This window comes from Paenibacillus sp. Pae15, from assembly GCF_024519685.1.
Lineage (GTDB): Bacteria > Bacillota > Bacilli > Paenibacillales > NBRC-103111 > Paenibacillus_G > Paenibacillus_G naphthalenovorans.
Map to the genome: position 1 here is coordinate 307,173 of NZ_JALJRM010000001.1, position 21,188 is coordinate 328,360.

General features: G+C 50.5%; 21 protein-coding genes. 1 reads left to right on the forward strand and 20 read right to left on the reverse strand.

Annotation, left to right across the window (positions count from 1 at the left end; all coding sequences use genetic code 11):
- Nucleotides 1–2: 2 nt before the first annotated feature.
- From fliJ to NR121_RS01555, 17 genes are all read right to left on the reverse strand, one after another.
- On the reverse strand, nt 3–443 hold the full coding sequence (gene fliJ / locus NR121_RS01475; protein ID WP_054818883.1) for a flagellar export protein FliJ: 441 nt from the start codon (nt 441–443) through the stop codon (nt 3–5).
- A gap of 8 nt (nt 444–451) precedes the next feature.
- Entirely contained in the window at nt 452–1,771 is a 1,320-nt protein-coding gene (gene fliI / locus NR121_RS01480; protein ID WP_062407957.1) for a flagellar protein export ATPase FliI, read from the reverse strand.
- A gap of 4 nt (nt 1,772–1,775) precedes the next feature.
- Nucleotides 1,776–2,597 carry a FliH/SctL family protein gene (locus tag NR121_RS01485; protein ID WP_062407955.1) on the reverse strand — a complete coding sequence of 274 codons (822 nt, stop codon included), beginning with the start codon at nt 2,595–2,597 and terminating at the stop codon, nt 1,776–1,778.
- Entirely contained in the window at nt 2,590–3,606 is a 1,017-nt protein-coding gene (fliG, locus tag NR121_RS01490; protein ID WP_062407953.1) for a flagellar motor switch protein FliG, read from the reverse strand. The genes NR121_RS01485 and fliG overlap by 8 nt, the downstream gene beginning before the upstream one ends.
- Before the next feature lie 13 nt (nt 3,607–3,619).
- Complete coding sequence (fliF, locus tag NR121_RS01495; protein WP_054818881.1) at nt 3,620–5,212, reverse strand: flagellar basal-body MS-ring/collar protein FliF; 1,593 nt, start codon at nt 5,210–5,212, stop codon at nt 3,620–3,622.
- Nucleotides 5,213–5,266: 54 nt separating this feature from the next.
- Nucleotides 5,267–5,566: a flagellar hook-basal body complex protein FliE gene (gene fliE / locus NR121_RS01500; RefSeq protein WP_062407951.1), complete on the reverse strand. Its 300-nt coding sequence runs from the start codon at nt 5,564–5,566 to the stop codon at nt 5,267–5,269.
- Nucleotides 5,567–5,589: 23 nt separating this feature from the next.
- On the reverse strand, nt 5,590–6,045 hold the full coding sequence (gene flgC, locus NR121_RS01505; RefSeq protein WP_054818880.1) for a flagellar basal body rod protein FlgC: 456 nt from the start codon (nt 6,043–6,045) through the stop codon (nt 5,590–5,592).
- Nucleotides 6,046–6,048: 3 nt separating this feature from the next.
- Complete coding sequence (gene flgB, locus NR121_RS01510; protein WP_054818879.1) at nt 6,049–6,447, reverse strand: flagellar basal body rod protein FlgB; 399 nt, start codon at nt 6,445–6,447, stop codon at nt 6,049–6,051.
- A gap of 239 nt (nt 6,448–6,686) precedes the next feature.
- Nucleotides 6,687–7,460: a GTP-sensing pleiotropic transcriptional regulator CodY gene (gene codY, locus NR121_RS01515; protein ID WP_062407947.1), complete on the reverse strand. Its 774-nt coding sequence runs from the start codon at nt 7,458–7,460 to the stop codon at nt 6,687–6,689.
- Nucleotides 7,461–7,483: 23 nt separating this feature from the next.
- Complete coding sequence (hslU, locus tag NR121_RS01520; protein WP_054818878.1) at nt 7,484–8,881, reverse strand: ATP-dependent protease ATPase subunit HslU; 1,398 nt, start codon at nt 8,879–8,881, stop codon at nt 7,484–7,486.
- 20 nt (nt 8,882–8,901) lie between these two features.
- A complete protein-coding gene (gene hslV / locus NR121_RS01525; RefSeq protein ID WP_062407945.1) occupies nt 8,902–9,447 on the reverse strand; it encodes an ATP-dependent protease subunit HslV in 546 nt (181 codons plus the stop codon).
- A gap of 124 nt (nt 9,448–9,571) precedes the next feature.
- Nucleotides 9,572–10,900, reverse strand: coding sequence for an FADH(2)-oxidizing methylenetetrahydrofolate--tRNA-(uracil(54)-C(5))-methyltransferase TrmFO (trmFO, locus tag NR121_RS01530; RefSeq protein ID WP_062407942.1), 1,329 nt, complete (start codon nt 10,898–10,900; stop codon nt 9,572–9,574).
- A 51-nt stretch (nt 10,901–10,951) separates the two neighbouring features.
- Nucleotides 10,952–13,051, reverse strand: coding sequence for a type I DNA topoisomerase (gene topA, locus NR121_RS01535; protein WP_062407940.1), 2,100 nt, complete (start codon nt 13,049–13,051; stop codon nt 10,952–10,954).
- Nucleotides 13,052–13,092: 41 nt separating this feature from the next.
- Nucleotides 13,093–14,196: a DNA-processing protein DprA gene (dprA, locus tag NR121_RS01540; protein ID WP_062407938.1), complete on the reverse strand. Its 1,104-nt coding sequence runs from the start codon at nt 14,194–14,196 to the stop codon at nt 13,093–13,095.
- Nucleotides 14,197–14,302: 106 nt separating this feature from the next.
- A complete protein-coding gene (sucD, locus tag NR121_RS01545; RefSeq protein ID WP_062407936.1) occupies nt 14,303–15,235 on the reverse strand; it encodes a succinate--CoA ligase subunit alpha in 933 nt (310 codons plus the stop codon).
- A gap of 58 nt (nt 15,236–15,293) precedes the next feature.
- Entirely contained in the window at nt 15,294–16,454 is a 1,161-nt protein-coding gene (sucC, locus tag NR121_RS01550) for an ADP-forming succinate--CoA ligase subunit beta (protein WP_062407934.1), read from the reverse strand.
- Nucleotides 16,455–16,820: 366 nt separating this feature from the next.
- Entirely contained in the window at nt 16,821–17,078 is a 258-nt protein-coding gene (locus NR121_RS01555; RefSeq protein WP_054820182.1) for a hypothetical protein, read from the reverse strand.
- A gap of 174 nt (nt 17,079–17,252) precedes the next feature.
- Here NR121_RS01555 and NR121_RS01560 point away from each other — a divergent pair, with 174 nt between their 5' ends.
- Nucleotides 17,253–18,833 carry a YifB family Mg chelatase-like AAA ATPase gene (locus NR121_RS01560; RefSeq protein ID WP_074728487.1) on the forward strand — a complete coding sequence of 527 codons (1,581 nt, stop codon included), beginning with the start codon at nt 17,253–17,255 and terminating at the stop codon, nt 18,831–18,833.
- On the opposite strand, the gene NR121_RS01565 is transcribed toward NR121_RS01560, so the two are convergent.
- Genes NR121_RS01565 through NR121_RS01575 form a run of 3 tightly spaced genes read right to left on the reverse strand, consistent with a single transcriptional unit; the run spans nt 18,830 to nt 21,092 of the window.
- Nucleotides 18,830–19,204 (reverse strand): YraN family protein, encoded by a 375-nt coding sequence (locus tag NR121_RS01565; protein ID WP_235594267.1) that lies wholly within the window; start codon nt 19,202–19,204, stop codon nt 18,830–18,832. The two genes, NR121_RS01560 and NR121_RS01565, sit on opposite strands and share 4 nt — an antisense overlap.
- Complete coding sequence (locus NR121_RS01570) at nt 19,201–19,497, reverse strand: EscU/YscU/HrcU family type III secretion system export apparatus switch protein (protein ID WP_054820183.1); 297 nt, start codon at nt 19,495–19,497, stop codon at nt 19,201–19,203. The genes NR121_RS01565 and NR121_RS01570 overlap by 4 nt, the downstream gene beginning before the upstream one ends.
- Nucleotides 19,494–21,092, reverse strand: a complete 1,599-nt coding sequence (locus NR121_RS01575) for a hypothetical protein (RefSeq protein ID WP_256830260.1) — start codon at nt 21,090–21,092, stop codon at nt 19,494–19,496. The genes NR121_RS01570 and NR121_RS01575 overlap by 4 nt, the downstream gene beginning before the upstream one ends.
- Nucleotides 21,093–21,188 lie beyond the last annotated feature (96 nt).

Consider the following 21,188-nt stretch of genomic DNA (forward strand, 5'->3'; position numbering starts at 1 on the left):
GACTATGATAGCCTTTGATATCGGTTTGTCGCCATTTCGTCTAACCGATTTTGTTCAACTTTCAGCACGCCGGCGGAAAATTTTTGATAAGCTTTTTCCTTGGCTTTCGTCCACACCTTTTCTTGCAGCAATTTTCCGGTCAAATCGTCCTGCCTGATCTGCACGTTCGTCTTGGCCGTATGCAAATCTTGATGCTTGTCTCTTATGCGCAGATCGATATGATCAACGTAACTTTGCAGCAGCAGCAGGTTCGAAACGGTTGTACGATTTTCGGAAACTTTATGCAGTTTTTCCTGCAGCTCCTTCTTCGCATCCTCCAGCTTAGCCAGAGTCGATTCCTCTTCGCGCAGTTTTACGATCGCTTGAGATAACATCCATTCCGCTTGAGTCTTTTCATTCGTTTTAAGATCAACGATTTTTTGAAAAGCGTACTGAAAACGCATGTTTCATCTCATCCCCTGTAAAATTCTCGAATTAATCGCTCTTGTGCGTCAGCAAAAGTCAGCTTCTCGTTTACCCGCTGCTTGGTATAATCCCAAATCGACTGGATGGAATCAATTGCCAGATCAATTTCCGGATTGGAGCCTTTTTGATACGCCCCAATATTGATGAGATCCTCCGAATCTTTATATGTAGACAGCAGCATCTTTAATTTCTCCGCTGCAAGCAGTTGTTCTGCCGGAACAATTTCTTTCATGACGCGGCTAACGCTGGACAATACATCAATGGCCGGGTAATGGCCACGGTTGGCAATGCTCCGGTCGAGAACGATGTGCCCGTCCAAAATTCCGCGGACCGCATCGGCAATCGGTTCATTCATGTCATCCCCGTCGACAAGCACGGTATAAAATGCAGTGATGGAACCTTTAGGTCCCGTTCCGGACCTTTCGAGCAGTTTCGGCAATGCCGCGAAAACGGACGGCGTGTATCCCCTCGTGGCAGGAGGTTCGCCTACGGCCAGTCCCACTTCCCGTTGAGCCATGGCGAAGCGGGTTACCGAGTCCATCATCAGCATGACATTCAAGCCGCGATCCCGGAAATATTCGGCAATGCTCGTAGCAATCAATGCGCCTTTAATCCGAATGAGAGCAGGTTGATCGGACGTTGCGACAATGACCACGGAACGGGCCAATCCTTCCGGACCGAGGTCACGTTCGATAAAATCAAGCACTTCCCTGCCCCGTTCGCCAATGAGTGCAATCACGTTCACATCCGCAGACGTATTGCGCGCAATCATGCCCATCAGCGTACTTTTACCAACGCCTGACCCGGCAAAAATCCCTACACGCTGTCCTTTACCGATCGTCAGCAGACCATCAATGCATCGTACGCCGACGCTGATCGGTTCCAAGACACGCGGACGAATTAACGGGTTGCTAGGCATGTTATTGGTAGAGTAATGCGTCATCCGGGACGGTAAATAGGTCCCGTCGAGCGGTTGGCCCAAGCCGTCGAGCACCTTGCCGAGCAGTTCATGTCCTACCTGTACAGTGAGCGGCTTGCCTGTGCCGACTACATCACAGCCAGGGCCTATGGACTGCAGCTCGCCGAGCGGCATCAGAATGACTTTATTGTTCTTGAAACCTACGACTTCGGCTTTTAACGGCGTGTTCGACTTCAATGGATAAATATAGCAAACATCGCCTATGCTTGCATCGGGTCCTTCCGATTCTACCGTCAGCCCGATCACCTGCGTCACTTTTCCGTTCACCCGGATCGTGTCCATTTGATTTAGGTGTTCGATATACTTTTGAGCGCTTGGCGCCTGCATAAGCTTAAGATCCCTCGTTTCGCACAGCCAACTGCTGGAGCGCAGTTTTAATTTCTTTCAGTTGGGTATCGATTCTCGCGTCAATGCTCCCAAAGGTTGACCGGACTACGCATCCCTGATCCAATACGGAGGCGTCCGGTATAATTTGCAGTTCCGCCTGCGAATCGATAGCTAGCAAAAGCTCTTCACGCGCATCTTGTATGTATGAGAACTGGGCAGGGGATACGCACAGCGTAATGATTCCCTTCTCCCTCCGCCGGGAAAGCACTTTTCGGATGGAATCGATGATCCATTCGGGTTCAAGCGTCAACTGGCGCCCGATCACTTTCTCTGCAATGGAGCAGCTAAGCTCGATCAGAAACGGTTCGGCTTCCTGAATAATTTGCTGCTTCAACAGATAGGCCTGCTCCAGAATCTGCGATGCTTCCTGAAGCGTTGCTTCATATTGCTCACGAAGCTCCATCTCGACCTGTGCCATTCCTTCTTGATAGCCTTGAGCATGGCCCCGGTCTCTCGCTTCGTTCAAGGCTTCCTGGTCCTTGAGCCTGCGTTCATGCCACCACGCTTCGATCTCGGCTTGCGCTTGCTGTCTGATGGCCGCCGCCTCTTCCATGGCTGCCCGCACCTGTTCTTCAGCAAACGACTCGGCATCATGCAGAATCTGTTCTTTCATCTGCAGCAGATCGTTTAATTCCTGATGATGTTCCGGCAGATGATCTTCTGTCTCTTCCGGATGTTCTTGTTTAAGAACAGAAGCAGCCGGAGGCTCGACAATTTTCGTGTCTTCGACAGCTACATACTGAAATAGTTTGATGACATTAGACAATAATATCATCCCCTCCGCCGCGAGCGATGATAATTTCACCGGCTTCTTCCAAACGTCTTATCGTGGCTACAATGCGTGTTTGGGCTTCTTCCACATCACGCAGCCGAACGGGACCCATATATTCCATTTCTTCCCGGAATGTTTCAGCCATCCGTTTGGACATGTTCTTGAAGATCGCTTCACGCACCTCTTCACTGGCAACTTTCAGCGCCAATTGCAAATCGGCATTCTCGATATCGCGTATAATGCGCTGAATCGAACGGTTGTCGATATTGACAATATCTTCAAAGACGAACATCCGTTTCTTGATTTCCTCCGCCAATTCGGGATCCTGAATTTCAAGTGAATCCAGAATGGTACGTTCGGTCCCCCGGTCAACACCGTTTAAGATTTGGACTACCGCCGAGATCCCACCCGCATTCGTATAGTCCTGGGTCACCGTAGCGGAAAGCTTCTGTTCCAGCACACGCTCGACTTGACTGATGACTTCCGGCGAGGTGCTGTCCATAAGCGCAATCCGCTTCGCCACATCGGCCTGCTTTTCCTGCGGCAGCGACGATAAAATAATGGAAGCCTGCTCCGGCTGCAAATAGGAGAGCACGAGGGCGATGGTCTGGGAATTTTCATTCTGGATAAAATTCAATATCTGAGCCGGATCCGCTTTACGCGCAAAGTCGAATGGTCTGACCTGAAGCGTCGCCGTCAATCGGTTGATGATATCGAGTGCCTTCTGTGACCCTAAGGCCTTCTCCAAAATTTCCTTGGCATATGCGATACCGCCCTGAGAAATGAATTCCTGCGCCAGACAAATTTGGTGAAACTCAGCCAATATGGCATCCTTCTCGACATTATCCACTTTCCTGACATTGGCTATTTCCAAAGTGAGCTGCTCGATTTCTTCGTCACGAAGATGCTTGAAAATTTGAGCGGACACTTCCGGTCCCAAACTGATTAATAAAATAGCGGCCTTTTGTCGGCCCGTCAAAGTCGCTTGCTGCACTTTAGCCAAGCCATGTACACCTCTATTCTTCTACTAACCAAGTACGAAGCAGATTAACAAACTCTTCCGGCTTCCTCTTGGCTAACTGCTCTAACTGTTTACGCACCTGATTTTCATTGTTTACATTATCGATATCAATCGTCGGAAACTCCACTTTTGGTGTTTCGTCCACAATCTCTTCGTCAACCTCTTGCTGGGCTCTGCGTCTGCGTATCCACCAGTAAGCGCCGCCCCCGAGCAATGCAAGGGCCAAGCCGCCAAGAGCACCGTAAAGCAGCATCGAATTCGCGTTTACCCCCTGATTATCGTTCGTTCTAGCGAACGTTTGGGGGAACACGGTGACTTTCCTGGCCAATTCTTCTTCCGTAAACGCGGTTCCGCTATCCGCCAATGCGGCCCGGACTATGTTCACCAGGATTTGTCGGACAGCTTCAATCGTCTGCGGAGTCAATGAATTGATATCCAGCGGGTCTGGAGGTTCAATGCCCACATTGATGGTTAAATCCTTGACAACATAAGGCGTGAGTACAATTTCGTTCGTAATTCGATTGACCTCGCGGTTGACCGTTCTTTGAAGCTCCTCGGAATTGGTTCTTCCGTTATTGGCGGTGCCCGGATAACCCGGCACGTCCGTTGCTCCCGTTCCCGGCACCCCGCCCTGCTGAGCACCGTCGCTTGTATAATTTTTCTGAATCTCCTGAATGGAGATGTCCAGACCGGTTTGATCTACCGTGTTCGGGGCGGTTACCAATTGTTCCTTACGTCTGGTCTGATCAAAATTCATCGTCGAGAAGACACTGACGATCACTTTATCTCTGCCGAGGATTCCTCCGAGCATTTGTTGAACATTCCGCTGTACGTCATTTCGGAATTTGTTATTAATTTCAAACTGCTGCATGGCCATGTTCGATGCATTGTTGATTTGATTCTGGCCTTTGGAATATTCAAGCAAATTACCGTTCTGATCGGAAATAGTAATATTTTCAATAGGCAAATCTTTGATGCTGTGGGAAACCAGATTGTACATCGTATCGATCTTGGCCTGATCCAGCGAGTACCCCGGCTTGATATCCAGCACAACCGAGGCGGATGCTTTCTCCGGTTCTCCGCCGGCAGGCAGAAAGACGCTTTCCTTCGGCAAATTAATTAGTACTTTTGAACTATTAATGGCCGTGTTGGAATTGATCAACTGCTGAAGTTCGCCTTGAACTGCATTCAGGTACTTGACGTCAAATTCCCGGTCCGTCGTCCCAAACGTGCTGCTTTGGTTGAAGGAGCCATAGCCGATGTTGCCATTCTTGTTCAGCCCCTGGGACTCAACGCCTAATTTAACATCGGCCACCTGGCTTCTCGGGACTCCGATGCTCTTCCCGTCTTCACTAAGCTGGTAAGGAATCTTGGCCTCGTCCAAATACGCTTTGATCGCTGCCGCATCGCTCGGCTGCAAATTCGTATAAGCAAGAGCATATTCCGTTTTGGATAAATTATAACTGATGATTCCAATCGTAAGTATGACAATAATCACAGTTGCGATTAATGTTAATTTCTGCGTTTTGCTAAACTGAGTCCAATATTGCTTCGCTCTATTCCAATATTGGAGTAGGTTCTCGTTCACTGTTTCACCCCATCCGATTGACCGTCACCAGAATTTATCAAGATCAAGATCAGATCAGACCTGCATTCTCATGATCTCTTGATAAGCTTCAATGACCTTGTTCCTCACTTGTACTGTCAATTCCAATCCCAAGGAAGCTTTCTGTGAAGCGATCATCAATTGGTGGACGTCGGAAATTTCCCCTTTAACGAACCCTTCGTTCAGTTTGTCGACCGCAGCTTGTTGGTCGTTTAAATTAGCCATCGCCTCATTTAAAAACTTTCCAAACTGATCAGATACTTCTGCAGCGCTTATGTTCTTGGGCTGAATGCTTTCCGTGATTTTCTGCGGCTGTACATTAACGAAGTCAATCATTTTAACTAGCCCCTTTTATGTATTTATCTTCCGATTTCCAACGCTTTACCGACCATGGCTTTAGTAGCGTTCAGAGCCGTTACATTCGCTTCGTATGAACGGGTGGCGGAAATCATATCGACCATTTCTTTAAGCACGTCAACATTCGGCAGCATGACAAAACCGTTCTCGTCGGCATCCGGATGTGTCGGATTGTAGACCTGCTTAAAGGGAGAAGTATCTTCAATGATTCTGGTAACGCGTACTCCTTCTCCTGCTCCGCCTGCTTGACCGGCCATAGCATTCTGAAGCGACTCCGCAAAGTTAGACTGCTTCGGTTCTATCGTAACGAGCTTGCGTTGGTAAGGAACCCATTTGCCGTTGACCATCCTTGCTCTTGTCGAATCGCTGTTGGCAATATTGGACGAAATGACATCCATGCGAAAACGCTGCGCCGTCAGAGCGGAAGCGCTAATATCAAATCCGTTGGTCAGCTTCATCCGTTACATCCTCCCTATAGCCGTCCTGACCTTATTAATCTCGCTGCTCACCTGCTGTACCATCGTATTGTACCGAAGCTGATTTTTGGCCATAAGCGCCATTTCATAATCAATATCCACATTGTTCAAATTGTTATTGATCATCGATTGGTTATCACGAACAATCTGCGGCCGAGGATCTGAAGAACGACCTATGTAAAAATGCCTAGGATCCGTTCGATAGCCCTGCAATTCGCCGCCATTCAACTCCTGCTGTAGAAGCTCCTCAAACCGGACTTCCGATCGTTTAAAATAGGGCGTGTCAACATTTGCGACATTATCCGCTATCACTTTCTGTCGAAGTGTAGCTGCATTGAGAGATTGTTCCAGCAGTCGGAACGAGGGTTTACTCAAGATATTCATGGACAATTTCCCACTTTCCCGCAATGATCTGATTTTCTAATTATTCAACAAGGCTAGAACAAATCCTCCTTTGTTCGACATTTTCTTCAAAAAAATATAGCAGTGCTGGGATAATTTGCACTTGTGTAGGACTATATTTATATTGAAGAATTTTGGAAATGATTACAATGAGAAAAAAGCCCTATATTTTCATATAGGGCCACCATTTCTTAAATATTTACAAAAAAGACATAAATGTGTCAGGATTCTGCACTTTGAATCGTGCTTAGCAGTTGATCGTTCAACACCCGGATGTAGGTACCCTTCATGCCGAGCGAACGAGTTTCAATCACTCCCGCGCTTTCCAGTTTGCGGAGCGCGTTCACAATGACCGAACGGGTAATTCCGACACGATCTGCAATTTTACTGGCAACGAGAAGACCTTCCATCCCCTCCAGCTGCTCAAAAATGTGTTCAACCGCCTCCATCTCGCTAAATGACAAAGAGCCGACCGCCACTTGAACTACCGCCTTTGAACGCGCCTCGATCTCAATTTGTTCCGCTTTTTCTCTCAAAATTTCCATGGCAACCACAGTGGACCCGTACTCCGCCAAAATGAGGTCGTCGTCGATAAACTCGCCGTCTCTCTTGGTTAGAATAAGCGTTCCCAGTCGATCTCCTCCGCCAATGATCGGAACAATCGTAATATAGAATGACGCGTCCGCGGAATGGTCGCCAAATACGTCGAAAGGACTGCCGGCGGCCAGATTGGAAGAGGTTTCGTCCACTTTCAAAAGCAGTTGGTTGTACTCCGGCGGAAACCTGTTTTCCTGCAGGACAGAGCTGTTTACCAGGATATCCTGGGCTGAAGATAAGTACGCGCTGCCAAGCACCTTACCCTTCCGGCTAACCACATAAATATCGGCATTCAGCAGGTCACTGAGCACCGCGGCCATATCCATGAAGCTTACCGGATTCCCAGCCTCCTTCTGCAGCAGCTTGTTTAGCCTTCTGGTCTTCATTAACAATGTCATGATCTTGCCTCCAACTTGAGCGATTACAAAATATATTGGCTGAGGTCTCTGTTTTGTACGATACCAGACAGTTTTTCCCTCACATACTCGGGAGAGATGACGATTCTCTCAAGCGTTATTTCTGGCGCTTCAAAGGACAAATCCTCCAACAGCTTCTCCAAAATCGTATGCAGCCGGCGAGCCCCGATATTATCCGTGCTTTGATTCACGTCTGCAGCGATTCGGGCGATCTCATGAATGGCCTCATCGGAAAACTCCACTTGAATCCCTTCGGTTTCAAGCAGAGCTGTGTATTGTTTTGTCAGCGCATTCTGAGGCTCCTTCAGAATCAACACAAAATCTTGCTGCGTCAAGCTGTTAAGCTCAACCCTAATCGGAAAGCGCCCCTGCAGCTCGGGAATCAAATCCGAAGGTTTGGCAATGTGAAACGCGCCTGCCGCTACAAACAAAATATAATCCGTTTTGACAGAACCGTATTTTGTCATCACCGTGGAACCTTCCACGATCGGAAGAATGTCGCGCTGCACCCCTTCCCGGGATACATCGGGTCCGCTCCCTCTGCTGGAACTGCAAATCTTGTCAATTTCGTCAATAAATATGATGCCGGCCTGCTCTGCGCGTTTTACCGCTTCCTGTATGACTTCATCCATATCGAGCAGCTTATGCGCTTCTTCCTGCAGCAGCACCTTGCGCGCTTCTTTCACAGGCAGCTTCCGCTTCTTGGTTCGTTTGGGCATCAGGCTTCCGAACAGCTCTTGCATATTCATGCCGGCCTGTTCATTACCCTGCCCCGCCAGCATGTCAAACATGGAGGGGGTATTGTCCTCCACTTCAATTTCAATCACCTGATTTTCAAGCTCGCCTCTAAGCAGCTGCTCCTTGACCTGCTGTCTGCGTGAAAGAACGGAAGCGTCGGTTTCCTGCTCCTGTTCCGGCTGCGCGGCATTCTGCTGACCGAAGATCATCTCCAGCGGATTCCGTTGACTGCGCTGCTTGGAAGGACTGGGCACCAAAATGGAAGCCAGCCGGTCGACGACCATTTGCTCGGCACGATCCTTGAGCTTATCCGCTTTTTCCGCTTTTACCATTCGAATCGATGTTTCCACCAAATCCCGGACCATCGATTCCACATCCCGGCCCACGTATCCTACTTCGGTGAATTTCGTCGCTTCCACTTTAATAAAAGGCGCCCCAACGAGCTTAGCCAGCCTGCGGGCAATTTCCGTCTTCCCTACACCGGTAGGTCCAATCATGAGGATGTTTTTCGGCACAATTTCATCACGAATCGACTCGTCGAGCAGACTTCTGCGATACCGGTTGCGAAGAGCGACGGCAACTGATTTTTTCGCCTGCTTTTGCCCGACGATATACTTATCCAGTTCGGCTACGATTTCTTTGGGGGTCAAAGCGTTCGATTTCAAGTGTCATAACCTCCTTGGAATCATTCGATCTCTTCTACAATGATGTTATGGTTCGTAAATACGCAAATTTCTGCGGCCATCGTTAGTGACGCATGAGCAATCTCCTTAGCGCTCATCTGCGGCGCATAGCGGTGAAGTGCCCTCCCCGCTGCAAGAGCAAAGCTGCCGCCGGATCCGATTGCCAGAATACCATCGTCGGGCTCAATGATTTCTCCATTGCCGGAAATGAGCAGCAAGCCGGTGCGGTCCATCACGACCATCATGGCTTCCAAACGGCGGAGCACCCGATCCGAGCGCCAATCCTTGGCCAGTTCCACGGCGGAACGCTGAAGATTCCCATGATGCTCCTCCAGCTTCGCCTCAAACTTTTCAAACAGTGTGATCGCATCGGCGACAGAACCTGCAAAGCCGGCGATGACTCCTCCGCGATAAAGCCTTCGAACCTTTTTGGCATGATTCTTCATCACCATACTATTACCGAACGTCACTTGACCGTCACCGGCAATGGCTCCCTTGCCCTGATGTCTGATAGCAAAGATCGTCGTAGCGTGAAACGTTTGCTCCATAATCGCCAATTCTCCTCCAATCATGACGAAAACTAAGCTGTTTCAAGCTTAGTTTGATGGTAATTCCGGTGTATACACTTAGACAGAGCAATATAGACGGGTATATCGTACCATAGTACATGTTTTATTTACAAGTCGAATTGTATATGTTTTGTGAAAAATTCTGAATTTTCTCAATTGCTCTTAAGGCGATTTTCTCATTTTTGAGCTTCTTGTTTTTGATTTTCTCCTCTAGCGGAGGAAATAAGCCGAAATTGGCATTCATCGGTTGAAAATGCTTAAAGTCGGCGGTCGTAATGTACTGTGCCATACTTCCCAGAGCCGTATCCGGCGGTGGCACAAGGCACTCCAGCCCTTTTGCGTACCTGGCCGCATTCAACCCTGCGATCAGACCGGACGCCGCGGATTCTACATACCCTTCCACGCCCGTCATTTGACCGGCAAAAAATAAATTATCCCGCCTTTTGAATTGGTATGTCGGATGAAGCAGGCTTGGAGAATTAATAAACGTATTTCTATGCATGACTCCATACCGCACAAATTCCGCATTTTCCAAACCCGGGATGAGCGAGAACACCCGCTTTTGCTCGCCCCATTTCAAATGGGTTTGGAAGCCTACCAGGTTGTAAAGCGTCCCGGCCGCGTTATCCTGCCTCAGCTGGACGACGGCAAAGGGCAGCTCACCCGTGTGCGGATTCACCAGTCCAACGGGCTTCATCGGTCCGAACAGCACGGTTTGCCGCCCCCGCTTTGCCATCACCTCGATCGGCATGCAGCCTTCGAAATAAATTTCCTTTTCAAATTCCTTGACCGGTGCACTCTCTGCCGTGATCAGAGCTTCGTAGAAACGGTTAAATTCTTCTTCGGTCATCGGACAGTTTAAGTAGGCCGCCTCGCCCTTATCGTAACGGGAAGCAAGATACACCTTGCTCATATCGATGGAATCTTTTTCCACAATCGGCGCGGCCGCATCGTAAAAATACAGATACTCTTCTCCCGTAAGCTCCTGCAAATGCTTCGACAAAGCAGGCGACGTCAGCGGACCGGTCGCGACGACCACGATGCCTTCCGGCAGCGATTCCAGCTCTTCGTTACGGACTTCGATCAGCGGATGGTTGCGCAGTATTGCGGTCACTTCTCCGGAAAAGCCTTCCCGGTCAACCGCTAACGCTCCTCCCGCAGGCACAGCATGCTTGTCGGCAGCACGCAGAATCAGGGAGTTCAATATCCGCATTTCTTCCTTTAATACCCCGACGGCATTCGTCAGGCCGTTCGCGCGCAGCGAATTGCTGCAAACCAGTTCAGCGAATTGATCGGAGATGTGAGCCGGTGTTTTTTTTACCGGACGCATTTCGTATAACACGACCGGAACGCCGTGGCTTGCAATTTGCCATGCGGCCTCGCTGCCTGCAAGCCCGGCGCCGATCACGGTCACTTTCGGTACTTCAGTCACTGCTGTGTTCCTCCTCGTGGCTTTCTGCACAAAGCCGATATAAGAGCAGGATTAATCGCGATCCTGCTCTTCCTTCGCTTCTTCTCTATAGTCACAGGCGACGCATTGAATAAAGGTGCCTGATTTGTTACGCTTCTCCACCAGCATGCTTCCGCACTTTGGACAAGGGCGGTCCACCGGCTTATCCCAGGAAACAAATTCACAATCGGGATAACGGTCGCAGCCATAAAATATCCGGCCTTTTTTGCTCCTGCGTTCAATAATCTGACCTTTATGACAACCGGGACAAGTCACGCCGGTATTTTTAACGATCGGCTTGGTGTTGCGGCAATCAGGAAAACCGGAGCAAGCCAGAAATTTGCCAAAGCGTCCCATTTTGTAAACAAAATGATTACCGCATTTCTCGCAAATATCATCGGAAACCTCGTCCTGGATTTCCACCTTCTCCATCTCTTCCTCCGCTACTTCCAACCGCTTCTCAAACGACTCGTAAAATTCGCTGAGCACCTGAACCCAATCTTCCTTGCCTTCCTCGATATGATCGAGATCCTCCTCCATTTGAGCCGTAAATTCCACGTCCAAAATTTCAGGGAAAAATTCAATCATTTGCTGAATCACGAGCTCACCGAGCTCCGTAGGCACGAATTTTTTGTCCTCGATGGCAACGTAGCCGCGCTTTTGAATCGTCTCCAGTGTCGGCGCATACGTACTGGGTCTGCCGATGCCCATTTCCTCCAGTGCCTTGACCAAACGCGCCTCGGTATAACGGGGAGGAGGCTGTGTAAAATGCTGCTTCGGGTCGATCTGCTTTTTAATCACATGATCTCCTTGTTTAAGCGGCGGCAGCAATTTTTCTTCGTCCCCGCTATCCGCTGCGGCATCGTCACTTCCTTCGACATATACCTTCATAAAGCCTGGAAATTTGATTTTAGAGCCAACGGCGCGGAATACGACCGGACCTGCAGTCAGATCGACCGTCATCGTGTCCATCACGGCGGAAGCCATTTGGCTCGCCACAAACCGTTCCCATATCAGCTTATACAGCCGGAGTTGATCACGGCTTAGATACTCCTTGATCTGATCCGGTTCACGCAGGACGGAGCTTGGTCGGATCGCTTCATGGGCATCCTGCGCGTTGGCATTCTTTTTCAAGTAACTGCGCGGCGTTTCAGGATAGTAGGCTTCCCCATATTTTTGCAGGATGTATTCCCTGGCTTCTTCCTGCGCCACTGGTGAAATCCGGGTAGAATCCGTACGCATATAGGTGATCAAACCGACCGTTCCTTCGCTGCCCAAATCGATTCCTTCATATAATTGCTGAGCTACGGACATCGTCTTCGCGGCGCGGAAGTTCAATTTCCGGGCGGCTTCCTGCTGTAGCGAACTGGTAATGAACGGAGGGGAAGGATTGCGCTGGCGCTCCTTCTCCCTGACCTCGCTTACAACAAACTCGGATTTGTTTAATGCGGCGAGGATTTCGTTGACTTCGGCCTCGGTCTTCAATTCCTTTTTCTCGCCGCTGCTGAAAAATTTCGCCTCAAACTCCGCTTTTCCGGCAGCGAGCTTGGCGGTTATCGACCAATATTCCTCCGGAACGAACGCTTTAATCTCATTTTCACGGTCGTAGATCAGCTTCACGGCAACCGACTGTACCCGACCGGCGGACAGTCCTTTCTTTACCTTTTTCCATAAGAGCGGACTGATTTTGTAGCCGACAAGCCGGTCCAGAATGCGCCGCGCCTGCTGGGCGTTAACCAAATCCTTATTGATTTTGCGCGGCGTCTTGAAAGCATCCTTTACCGCTTGTTTCGTGATCTCGTTAAAAACGACACGGCAATCCTCCTGGTCGGACAGTTCCAAATAATGCGCCAAATGCCAGGCGATGGCTTCCCCTTCACGGTCAGGGTCCGCTGCCAGATATACTTTTTTGACTTTTTTTCTGGCATCCTTCAACTCTTTGAGAACAGATCCCTTGCCCCGGATCGTAATATACTTCGGCTCAAAGTTTTTTTTGACTTCAACCCCGATCTGACTTTTAGGCAGATCGCGAATATGACCCATGGAGGCCTTAACAATATATTTACTTCCTAAATATTTGCTGATCGTTTTGGCTTTTGCGGGTGACTCCACAATGACTAACGAATCGGCCATAGGTGTCCTTCCCCCTTCGACAAATGAAATATGTATGATCATCAAGGTACTGTGTAGACTGAACCTGGAAGCTCGACGATTCGCTGCATCATTAGTAAATTTATCAGAACTGAATGCAAATGTCCAAATTTATATTGACTTTGCGCCAATAATTCTTCAATATTCATCGGTTTTAAGCTGAGCAAATCGTAAATCCGCTGCTCATCCGCAGGCAAAACCGATCCCGTATCCACCATAGGTTTAATGTTTGTTTTTTGGTCAAAGGATATCCGGACTCTGTACTCCTCCAATATATCTTCAGGACCGGTAACCAGCTTGGCTCCAAGCTTCAGCCAATGGAGGGTCCCCTGACTTTTGGGAGAAGTAATCGGCCCTGGAACAGCGAACACGTCGCGAGAGGCTTCCAACGCCAAGTCCGCTGTGATCAGCGAACCGCTGTTCAGCGCCGCTTCGACGACGACCACGCCAAGACTTAATCCTGCGATGATCCGATTGCGCTGCGGAAACAGTCCCGGGCGGGGCTTGGTGCCAAGCGGATATTCCGACAGAAGCAGGCCGTCCTCTGATATTCTTCGATAAAGCAGCTTGTTTTCAGGCGGATACACCTGTTCCATGCCGCATCCTAGCACCCCGATCGTGCCGCCCGCCTCCCTCAGGGCTCCTTCATGGGCCGCACTGTCTATTCCACGGGCTAATCCGCTGACCACACACAAACCCGCCGACGAGAGCGATGCGGATAGCCGCTGTGCCGTGACTTTACCATAGGCTGTAGGATTACGCGTTCCGACCATGGCAATACACGGTCGATGAGCCAATTCAAGACGGCCGCGGTAATACAGGATCCATGGCGGTGCAGCCGTCTCCCTCAGCAGCCCGGGATAATCTGCATCCCACAGACAAGTCCATCCAATCTGCCGGTCTTCGTAAAGCTTGAGCTTCCTGTCCATTTGTCCGGATTCAAGCTCCCGCATCCCTTTTATCACCTGTTCGGAGCGGACCGGAGTAAGACCCAGCTCCAGCCAATCCACATATTTCAGCATCATGATATCACTCAGTTCAGGAAACTGCCGCACAAGGCCAGCGACGGTTTTCCAGCCTATACCCTGCATTTGATGCAGCGCAAACAGCACGAGGCGGTTGTTCATATAGTATATACACTCCTTCGCTCAGATGCAAAAAAGCCTCTCAAATCCGCTGAATACACGGATATGAAAGGCTTCTTGCCTATCTCAATACGACTTTATGAATGGCTTACTTTTTAGTGATGCATTTCTCAAGCAGGCCTTTTTCTTCCAAAACACTGACCAGGGTGGAACCCATCTCGGAAGGGGTCGGAGCTACTTTAATGCCGCAGCGTTCCAGCGTTGCGACTTTCTCTGCTGCCGTGCCTTTACCGCCGGAGATGATCGCGCCGGCATGGCCCATACGTTTTCCAGGAGGCGCCGTTTGTCCGCCGATGAAGCCGACCACCGGTTTTTTCATGTTGGCTGCAATCCACTCGGCCGCTTCTTCTTCTGCGGAGCCGCCGATTTCACCGATCATGATCACCGCATAGGTGTCCGGATCTTCATTGAACAGCTTGAGGATATCGATAAACTCCGAGCCCTTCACGGGGTCTCCGCCGATACCAACGGCCGACGATTGACCGATGCCGCGTGTAGACAGTTGATGAACGGCTTCGTAAGTCAGTGTTCCGCTTCGGGAAACGACGCCGACATGACCAGGAGTGTGGATATAGCCGGGCATAATACCGATTTTGCATTCGCCCGGAGTAATGACGCCAGGGCAGTTTGGTCCGATCAAACGGGACTTCTTGCCTTCCATATAACGCTTTACCTTAACCATGTCGAGAACAGGAATGCCTTCTGTAATGCAGATGACCAGGTCCAGCTCAGCATCAACGGCTTCCATGATCGCATCTGCCGCGAAAGCCGGCGGAACGTAAATAACGGACGCGGTTGCACCTGTTGCCGCTTTTGCCTCAGCTACCGTGTTGAATACAGGAATCGAGACGGTTGTACCGTTTTCCAGCGCGATGTCGACGTTTGTGCCGCCTTTGCCTGGAGTGACGCCGCCTACCATTTGTGTGCCGTAATCAAGTCCGCCCTTTGTATGGAACATCCCTACGGAACCGGTAATCCCTTGTGTAATGACTTTTGTATTTTTATCGACCAAAATACTCATGATCTATGTTCACATCCCTTAATATTATTGAAGAAAAAAGTCAAATGGAAACCCGCAATTATTTCACGAGAGCAACGATCTTCTGGGCGCCGTCCGCCATCGAGTCGGCAGCTACGATGTTCAGTCCGGATTCATTCAAAATCTTTTTGCCGAGGTCTACGTTCGTACCTTCCAGACGCACAACAAGCGGCTTGTCAAGACTTACTTGCTTGGCGGCTTCGACGACACCGTTGGCAATGACGTCGCATTTCATGATTCCGCCGAAAATGTTAACGAAGATTCCTTTTACACTTGGGTCGGAAAGAATGATTTTGAAGGCTTCCGTTACTTTCTCCGTCGTTGCACCGCCCCCTACATCGAGGAAGTTGGCCGGTTCTCCACCGTAATATTTGATGATATCCATGGTAGCCATAGCCAGACCTGCGCCGTTAACCATGCAGCCGATGTTGCCGTCAAGCGCGATGTAGCTCAAATCATACTTGGAGGCTTCGATTTCCTTCTCGTCTTCTTCTTCCAAATCGCGAAGCTCCACAATATCTTTGTGGCGGTACAGCGCGTTGGAATCAAAGTTCAGCTTCGCGTCGAGCGCCATTACATTACCGTCGCCCGTAACAACGAGCGGATTGATCTCGGCAATGGAGCAATCCTTATCTACAAATGCGTTATAGAGCGCGATCATAAACTTCACGGCTTTATTGACAAGCTCGTTCGGAATATTGATGGCATAAGCCAGCTTGCGCGCTTGAAACGCTTGCAAACCGATAGCCGGGTCGATTACTTCCTTGAAAATTTTCTCAGGAGTGCGGGCAGCTACTTCTTCAATCTCGGTGCCGCCTTCTTCGGAAGCCATCATGACGACACGGCCTGTACCGCGGTCAACCACAACGCCGACATAATATTCTTTCTTAATGTCGCAGCCCTGCTCGATCAACAAACGCTTAACTTCTTTACCTTCAGGTCCTGTTTGATGCGTAACGAGAACTTTACCTAAAATTTCACTAGCATATGTACGGACTTCATCGAGGTTTTTGGCTACCTTAACCCCGCCTGCCTTACCGCGGCCGCCGGCATGAATTTGCGCCTTCACCACTACTACGGACGTACCCAACGATTTTGCCGCTTCAACGGCCTCGTCCACCGTAAAAGCAACTTTCCCTTCCGGTACGGCAACCCCGTACTGCTTCAGCACTTCTTTGCCTTGATACTCATGGATATTCATTTAGCAAAATCCTCCTATCATGAATGACTTCCTATATGGTATTAGCCTTTGCCTTTTCCGGTAAAAGCCAACCGCTACAAACATCCGTCTGCCAAACCCTAGCATGTCCGGATTGACAAACCTTTATTATTGTATCACTTTTTTCGACCAGTTTCCTTATTATTTTTGTTAATGACGCGATTTATCTTTTTTATAAGACACGATAGTATCAGTTATTTCCGACGTTCGCCTTATGACATGATTCAACAAAATACTCACATCTTTAGCGGCCAAGGTCAAGGATCTGTTATGAACGCTTTGCCTATTTAAAACAAAAGCGCATTACCTCCCGTAACGGGAAGCATGCGCCGCGTTCAATTGAATTTGTTAATAGTTCGGGTTTATCTGTGTAGCCGTTCTGGGCTCACGCTCCGCTTGTTTGATGAAACGCATCTCATTTCCTGTAAAACTGCATACCTGGCATTGAATCGTCGGTTCGCTTTCCTCCAACTGCTCCGGGTCGCTTACTTCCTGTACGGAACCGGTGATCGCATCCTTCAAAAATCGTTGAGAGTAGCTTGAAATCACGCTGAATTTTACACGGTTGGAACGGCAATTTGGACAAAAATAAGGTTTTTGTTCCATTTTTCATCACCTCTGGTATCATTATGGCCAAGGGATCCGCTGTGTAACCCCGAATCAAGGAAAGATTATGCCGGGTTGCCTAATAACGGCAAATGAACTACAATAATCCTATAGACATGAGCGGATAAGGAAGCACCTTTGGCCATGAAAATGATGGGAAAGGTGTTTTTATTTATGTATGGAAAAGTAATCAGCGCATGCTTGCACGGCATTGATGGCAAATTGGTGGATGTCGAGGTTGATTTGAGCAACGGTTTGCCCCAAATGACTATCGTCGGGCTGCCCGACAGCGCAATTAAAGAGTCGATGGAACGGGTGCGCGCCGCCATTAAAAACTGCGGATTCACCTTTCCGCTGCAGCGTATCACGGTCAATTTGGCGCCTGCGGATATACGCAAAGAAGGGTCCGCGTTCGATTTGGCGATAGCCGCAGGAATTCTTTCCACCAGCGGACAACTCCGGCAGGAGCGCATTATGAAGACGCTGCTGATCGGCGAACTTGCCCTGGATGGTTCGGTCAGGGCGATTCCCGGCGTATTGTCCATGATCGCGTCGGCCAAAGAGCACGGCATCACTCGTGTCGTTTTGCCGGAGGACAATTCGGAAGAAGCCCGGTGGTTTGAAGGCTGTGAGATCGTAGGAATCCGGCATTTAAGCGAGCTCGTCGCCGATCCAAGGGACAACGGGAACAGCCATCCGGTGCATACGGCGAATGCAATTCAATCCATTGATCGTTCATCTCAAGCATTGCATTCAAAGCCTTTAACCGCTCAAGAGGATTATGCCGATGTATACGGGCAGCAGCATGTCAAACGGGCTTTGATGATATGCGCCGCCGGAATGCACAATGTGCTCCTGATCGGTCCGCCGGGCACAGGCAAAACCATGTTGGCCAAGCGCCTCCCTTCGATCATGCCGGAGATGAATGAACAGGAATCGCTCGATGTGACCCGAATTTACAGCGCTTCCGGAAAATTTGCGGACCGGAGACAGCTAGTCCGCGAACGGCCTTTTCGCATGCCCCATCATACGATTTCCGCCGCCGGATTAATCGGAGGCGGAGGCATTCCCAAGCCGGGGGAAGTGAGCTTGGCGCATCGCGGCGTACTTTTTCTTGATGAGCTTCCCGAGTTTTCCAGAGCTGCATTGGAAGTGCTGCGCCAGCCGTTGGAAGACCGGTGGGTTACCATCGGTCGTGCCCGGGCCGTATACAAGTTCCCTGCGCATGTTTTACTTGCGGCTTCTATGAATCCGTGTCCATGCGGTTTTTGGGGAGCCGGAACCGAGCAGCAAGGCTGTATTTGCAGTCCTGTGAAGGTAGCACATTACCGCTCCAAAATCTCCGGTCCGCTGCTCGATCGTATCGACCTTCATGTCGAGGTTCCTCGTATCGAGTATAAGCATCTCGCTCCCGAACAAAAACAGATGACATCGACCGAAATGCGCACTATTGTAGAACACGCGCATCAAATTCAGCTTCGCAGATACCATGGCTCCGGAGTCCTGTTTAATAGCGAGCTAAGCGGAAAAATGCTGCGGGAGCATGTCCGGATCGACCAGGCGACGACAAAGCTGCTGGAGCGTTCTTTTGAGGTATTGGGGTTAAGCGTACGGGCACATGACCGGATTTTAAAAATTGCCCGTACGATCGCCGACTTGGAAGGGAAGGACGACGTTTTACCCGAGCATGCCGCCGAGGCGCTGCAATACCGGGCTTTGGACAAAAAAATAAATCCGCTCACGCTCTTGGGTTAAAAAGCGTTGCGGATTTGTTCGATATGCAGTACAACTCCCGTCGGGTCCGTCTGCACGGCCAGAACATCATAGCGGACCTGCCGGACCTGCTGCCGCTGCTGATGCATGTAAACCTGCGACGTCTCAATAATTTGCCTTTGCTTCCGGGCATTCACCGATTCCAGGGGGGTTCCGAATGCGCCTCTTCCACTGCGGGTGCGCACTTCGACAAATACCAAGATCTCGCCGTCCATGGCTATGATATCGATCTCCCCGGTTCTGCACCGCCAATTGCGTGCAAGCAGCCGAAACCCCTGCTCCTTCAGCCGCTGTTCTGCCGCCGCTTCACCGACGGCTCCAAGCTCTTTGCGTTTCAGCCGCGATTGCGTCAACCGCCTTCCCCCCTCCATTGTTTGGCTTTCTGGTCAGAACGGTAAATGAAGGTCAGCACCTCAGCTACAAGCTTGTAAAGCTCCGGCGGAATTTCCTGATCCAAATCCAGTTTAGACAATACCTCAACAAGAGAGGGATCCTCTTGGATCGGTACACCGTTCTCCCTGGCCTTTTCCATGATGGACTCGGCAAGTCTGCCCTTCCCCTTAGCAATAAGCTTGGGAGCCGCCGAGATATCGGGTGCATATTTTAAGGCTACCGCCTTCTTGATTCCCTGTGTCTTCTGGGTCATACGCGGATATCCACACCTTTATAACGTCGTTGTGCATAGATGGACTCCAGGCTGCCTTCCCTTAACACCGACGCCGGGCCCGATGATTCGGAGAATTCGATATTTTCCGTCGCCTTGGAGGGATAAGGACTGCATTTCATGGAAATAAACTGATAACCGATCGAATGCAGACCCTGGGCTATGTCGTCTTTATGAGCATCCAAAAGCTCCCGAGTAAACGGCAAATCATTATGGACATGTAAACTGACGATGCGGTTAACGACCTGGACATCGACCAGGGTATCCCCCAAAGCCTTCATCCGTAAGTCAAAAACAAGCCGGCAGTTGCTCTCGTCCAGGCTGCCGTTTCTCCCTTTCCGGGACTGAATGTGAATGGCCGCTGTCTGCTCTCCGTTGGCATGAATCAACGGGACAAACAACGTCACATGCGAAAACATGGCGCCCCGATCTTGACTCAGCAGCAGCTGCTGCCCCGTAATTTGCTGAACCGCCTGCCGAGCAGCATCCTTTAAGTCTTGGGGCGCATCCATCGCTTGCGAAAGCTGCATCAGCACGCTTTTCAACGAATCGGCCGCTTCGGCCGCCTCCCCCGGCGAGCCCGCGGACAATGAGCCTGCATGCAATCTCTGCTCCTGCAAATTCTGCTCAAGATGCTTTATCGCCTGATGCTCATGATTCATCCCGAGCGCCTTCATCAGTCTCCCCAGCAGCGGCCCGTCTTCCTGTTGCTCCGACAATGTCTGTGCCTGCGCCATCGCGGCTGGAGGTTGTTCTGCCGCCGCCTGCTGCGCCCCTGCGCCCGCTGCGCCGCTGCCGCTTGCGCCCTGCGCTGCCGCCGCCTGCTGCGCCCCTGCGCCCGCTGCGCCGCTGCTGCTTGCGCCCTGCACCGCTTCGCCTCCGTCAGCGGCCCGGCCGAGCAGCTGTCCGGCCGTCTCGCGCAGCTGCTGAACTAATTGGCGCACGCCTTCCAGCAGCGCACGGGTCTGTGGAGAATACTCCGTCCGGCCATCCAGCTCTTGCTGAGCCAGCAGGCTTATGTTTTCCAACGCTTTATGGAAAGGGGGGCCTTGCACGGCCTGGCGTAAGGAAGCCACTGACTCCGACGTCAGCGGCAGCCCCTTTTGAAAAGCGATCACAGCCGCCGGTACCCAGTCTTCCGGCGGTGTCTGCGCCGGCATGCCCGACCGCAGCTGCACGAATGCATAGACATGATCCCTGGTCAGCTGTACCCCCGCTTGGTGCAGCATTTGGACCAACTGCCGGTTCGCCGGGGTATCTTGAAGTCCTATTCCTTTTAATACATCCCCTAACGACACATCTGCAATCTGTACCGTGGACGATTGCAGGGGCTTTAGCATCACTTGTCCGCCCGAGGATTCAGGCTGAACTTGAAGCATGGTGACCTCACCCTGCTTTAAAGGCGCCTCCAGCTGCGCCCGGACCTGTACACCGTTAATTTGAACCAAAGCCTCCTTATCGGACAGGAGCTGTACCACCTTCCCCTTGACGACTTGTCCTGCCTTGAGCTCAAGCGACTTGGGCTCGGACAATTGCGTCTCTCCGATCAAGCCGCGGATCATACCGCTAATATTCATCGATGCCGCCCCTTTCAAACGCAAAGCCGGCTTGGGTTCGTCCGCACGCTCCCCGCCGGCTTCTTTTTCCGGTTATTGTTTATATCGGAAAAACAC

Bases quoted from the DNA above. Each gene is read 5' to 3' on its own strand.
- fliJ (WP_054818883.1), bottom strand. From the start codon at position 443: ATGCGTTTTCAGTACGCTTTTCAAAAAATCGTTGATCTTAAAACGAAT.
- fliI (WP_062407957.1), bottom strand. From the start codon at position 1,771: ATGCAGGCGCCAAGCGCTCAAAAGTATATCGAACACCTAAATCAAATG.
- fliE (WP_062407951.1), bottom strand. From the start codon at position 5,566: ATGATTGACTTCGTTAATGTACAGCCGCAGAAAATCACGGAAAGCATT.
- flgC (WP_054818880.1), bottom strand. From the start codon at position 6,045: ATGAAGCTGACCAACGGATTTGATATTAGCGCTTCCGCTCTGACGGCG.
- flgB (WP_054818879.1), bottom strand. From the start codon at position 6,447: ATGAATATCTTGAGTAAACCCTCGTTCCGACTGCTGGAACAATCTCTC.
- codY (WP_062407947.1), bottom strand. From the start codon at position 7,460: ATGACATTGTTAATGAAGACCAGAAGGCTAAACAAGCTGCTGCAGAAG.
- hslV (WP_062407945.1), bottom strand. From the start codon at position 9,447: ATGGAGCAAACGTTTCACGCTACGACGATCTTTGCTATCAGACATCAG.
- topA (WP_062407940.1), bottom strand. From the start codon at position 13,051: ATGGCCGATTCGTTAGTCATTGTGGAGTCACCCGCAAAAGCCAAAACG.
- dprA (WP_062407938.1), bottom strand. From the start codon at position 14,196: ATGAACAACCGCCTCGTGCTGTTTGCGCTGCATCAAATGCAGGGTATA.
- sucD (WP_062407936.1), bottom strand. From the start codon at position 15,235: ATGAGTATTTTGGTCGATAAAAATACAAAAGTCATTACACAAGGGATT.
- sucC (WP_062407934.1), bottom strand. From the start codon at position 16,454: ATGAATATCCATGAGTATCAAGGCAAAGAAGTGCTGAAGCAGTACGGG.
- NR121_RS01555 (WP_054820182.1), bottom strand. From the start codon at position 17,078: ATGGAACAAAAACCTTATTTTTGTCCAAATTGCCGTTCCAACCGTGTA.
- NR121_RS01560 (WP_074728487.1), top strand. From the start codon at position 17,253: ATGTATGGAAAAGTAATCAGCGCATGCTTGCACGGCATTGATGGCAAA.
- NR121_RS01570 (WP_054820183.1), bottom strand. From the start codon at position 19,497: ATGACCCAGAAGACACAGGGAATCAAGAAGGCGGTAGCCTTAAAATAT.
- NR121_RS01575 (WP_256830260.1), bottom strand. From the start codon at position 21,092: ATGAATATTAGCGGTATGATCCGCGGCTTGATCGGAGAGACGCAATTG.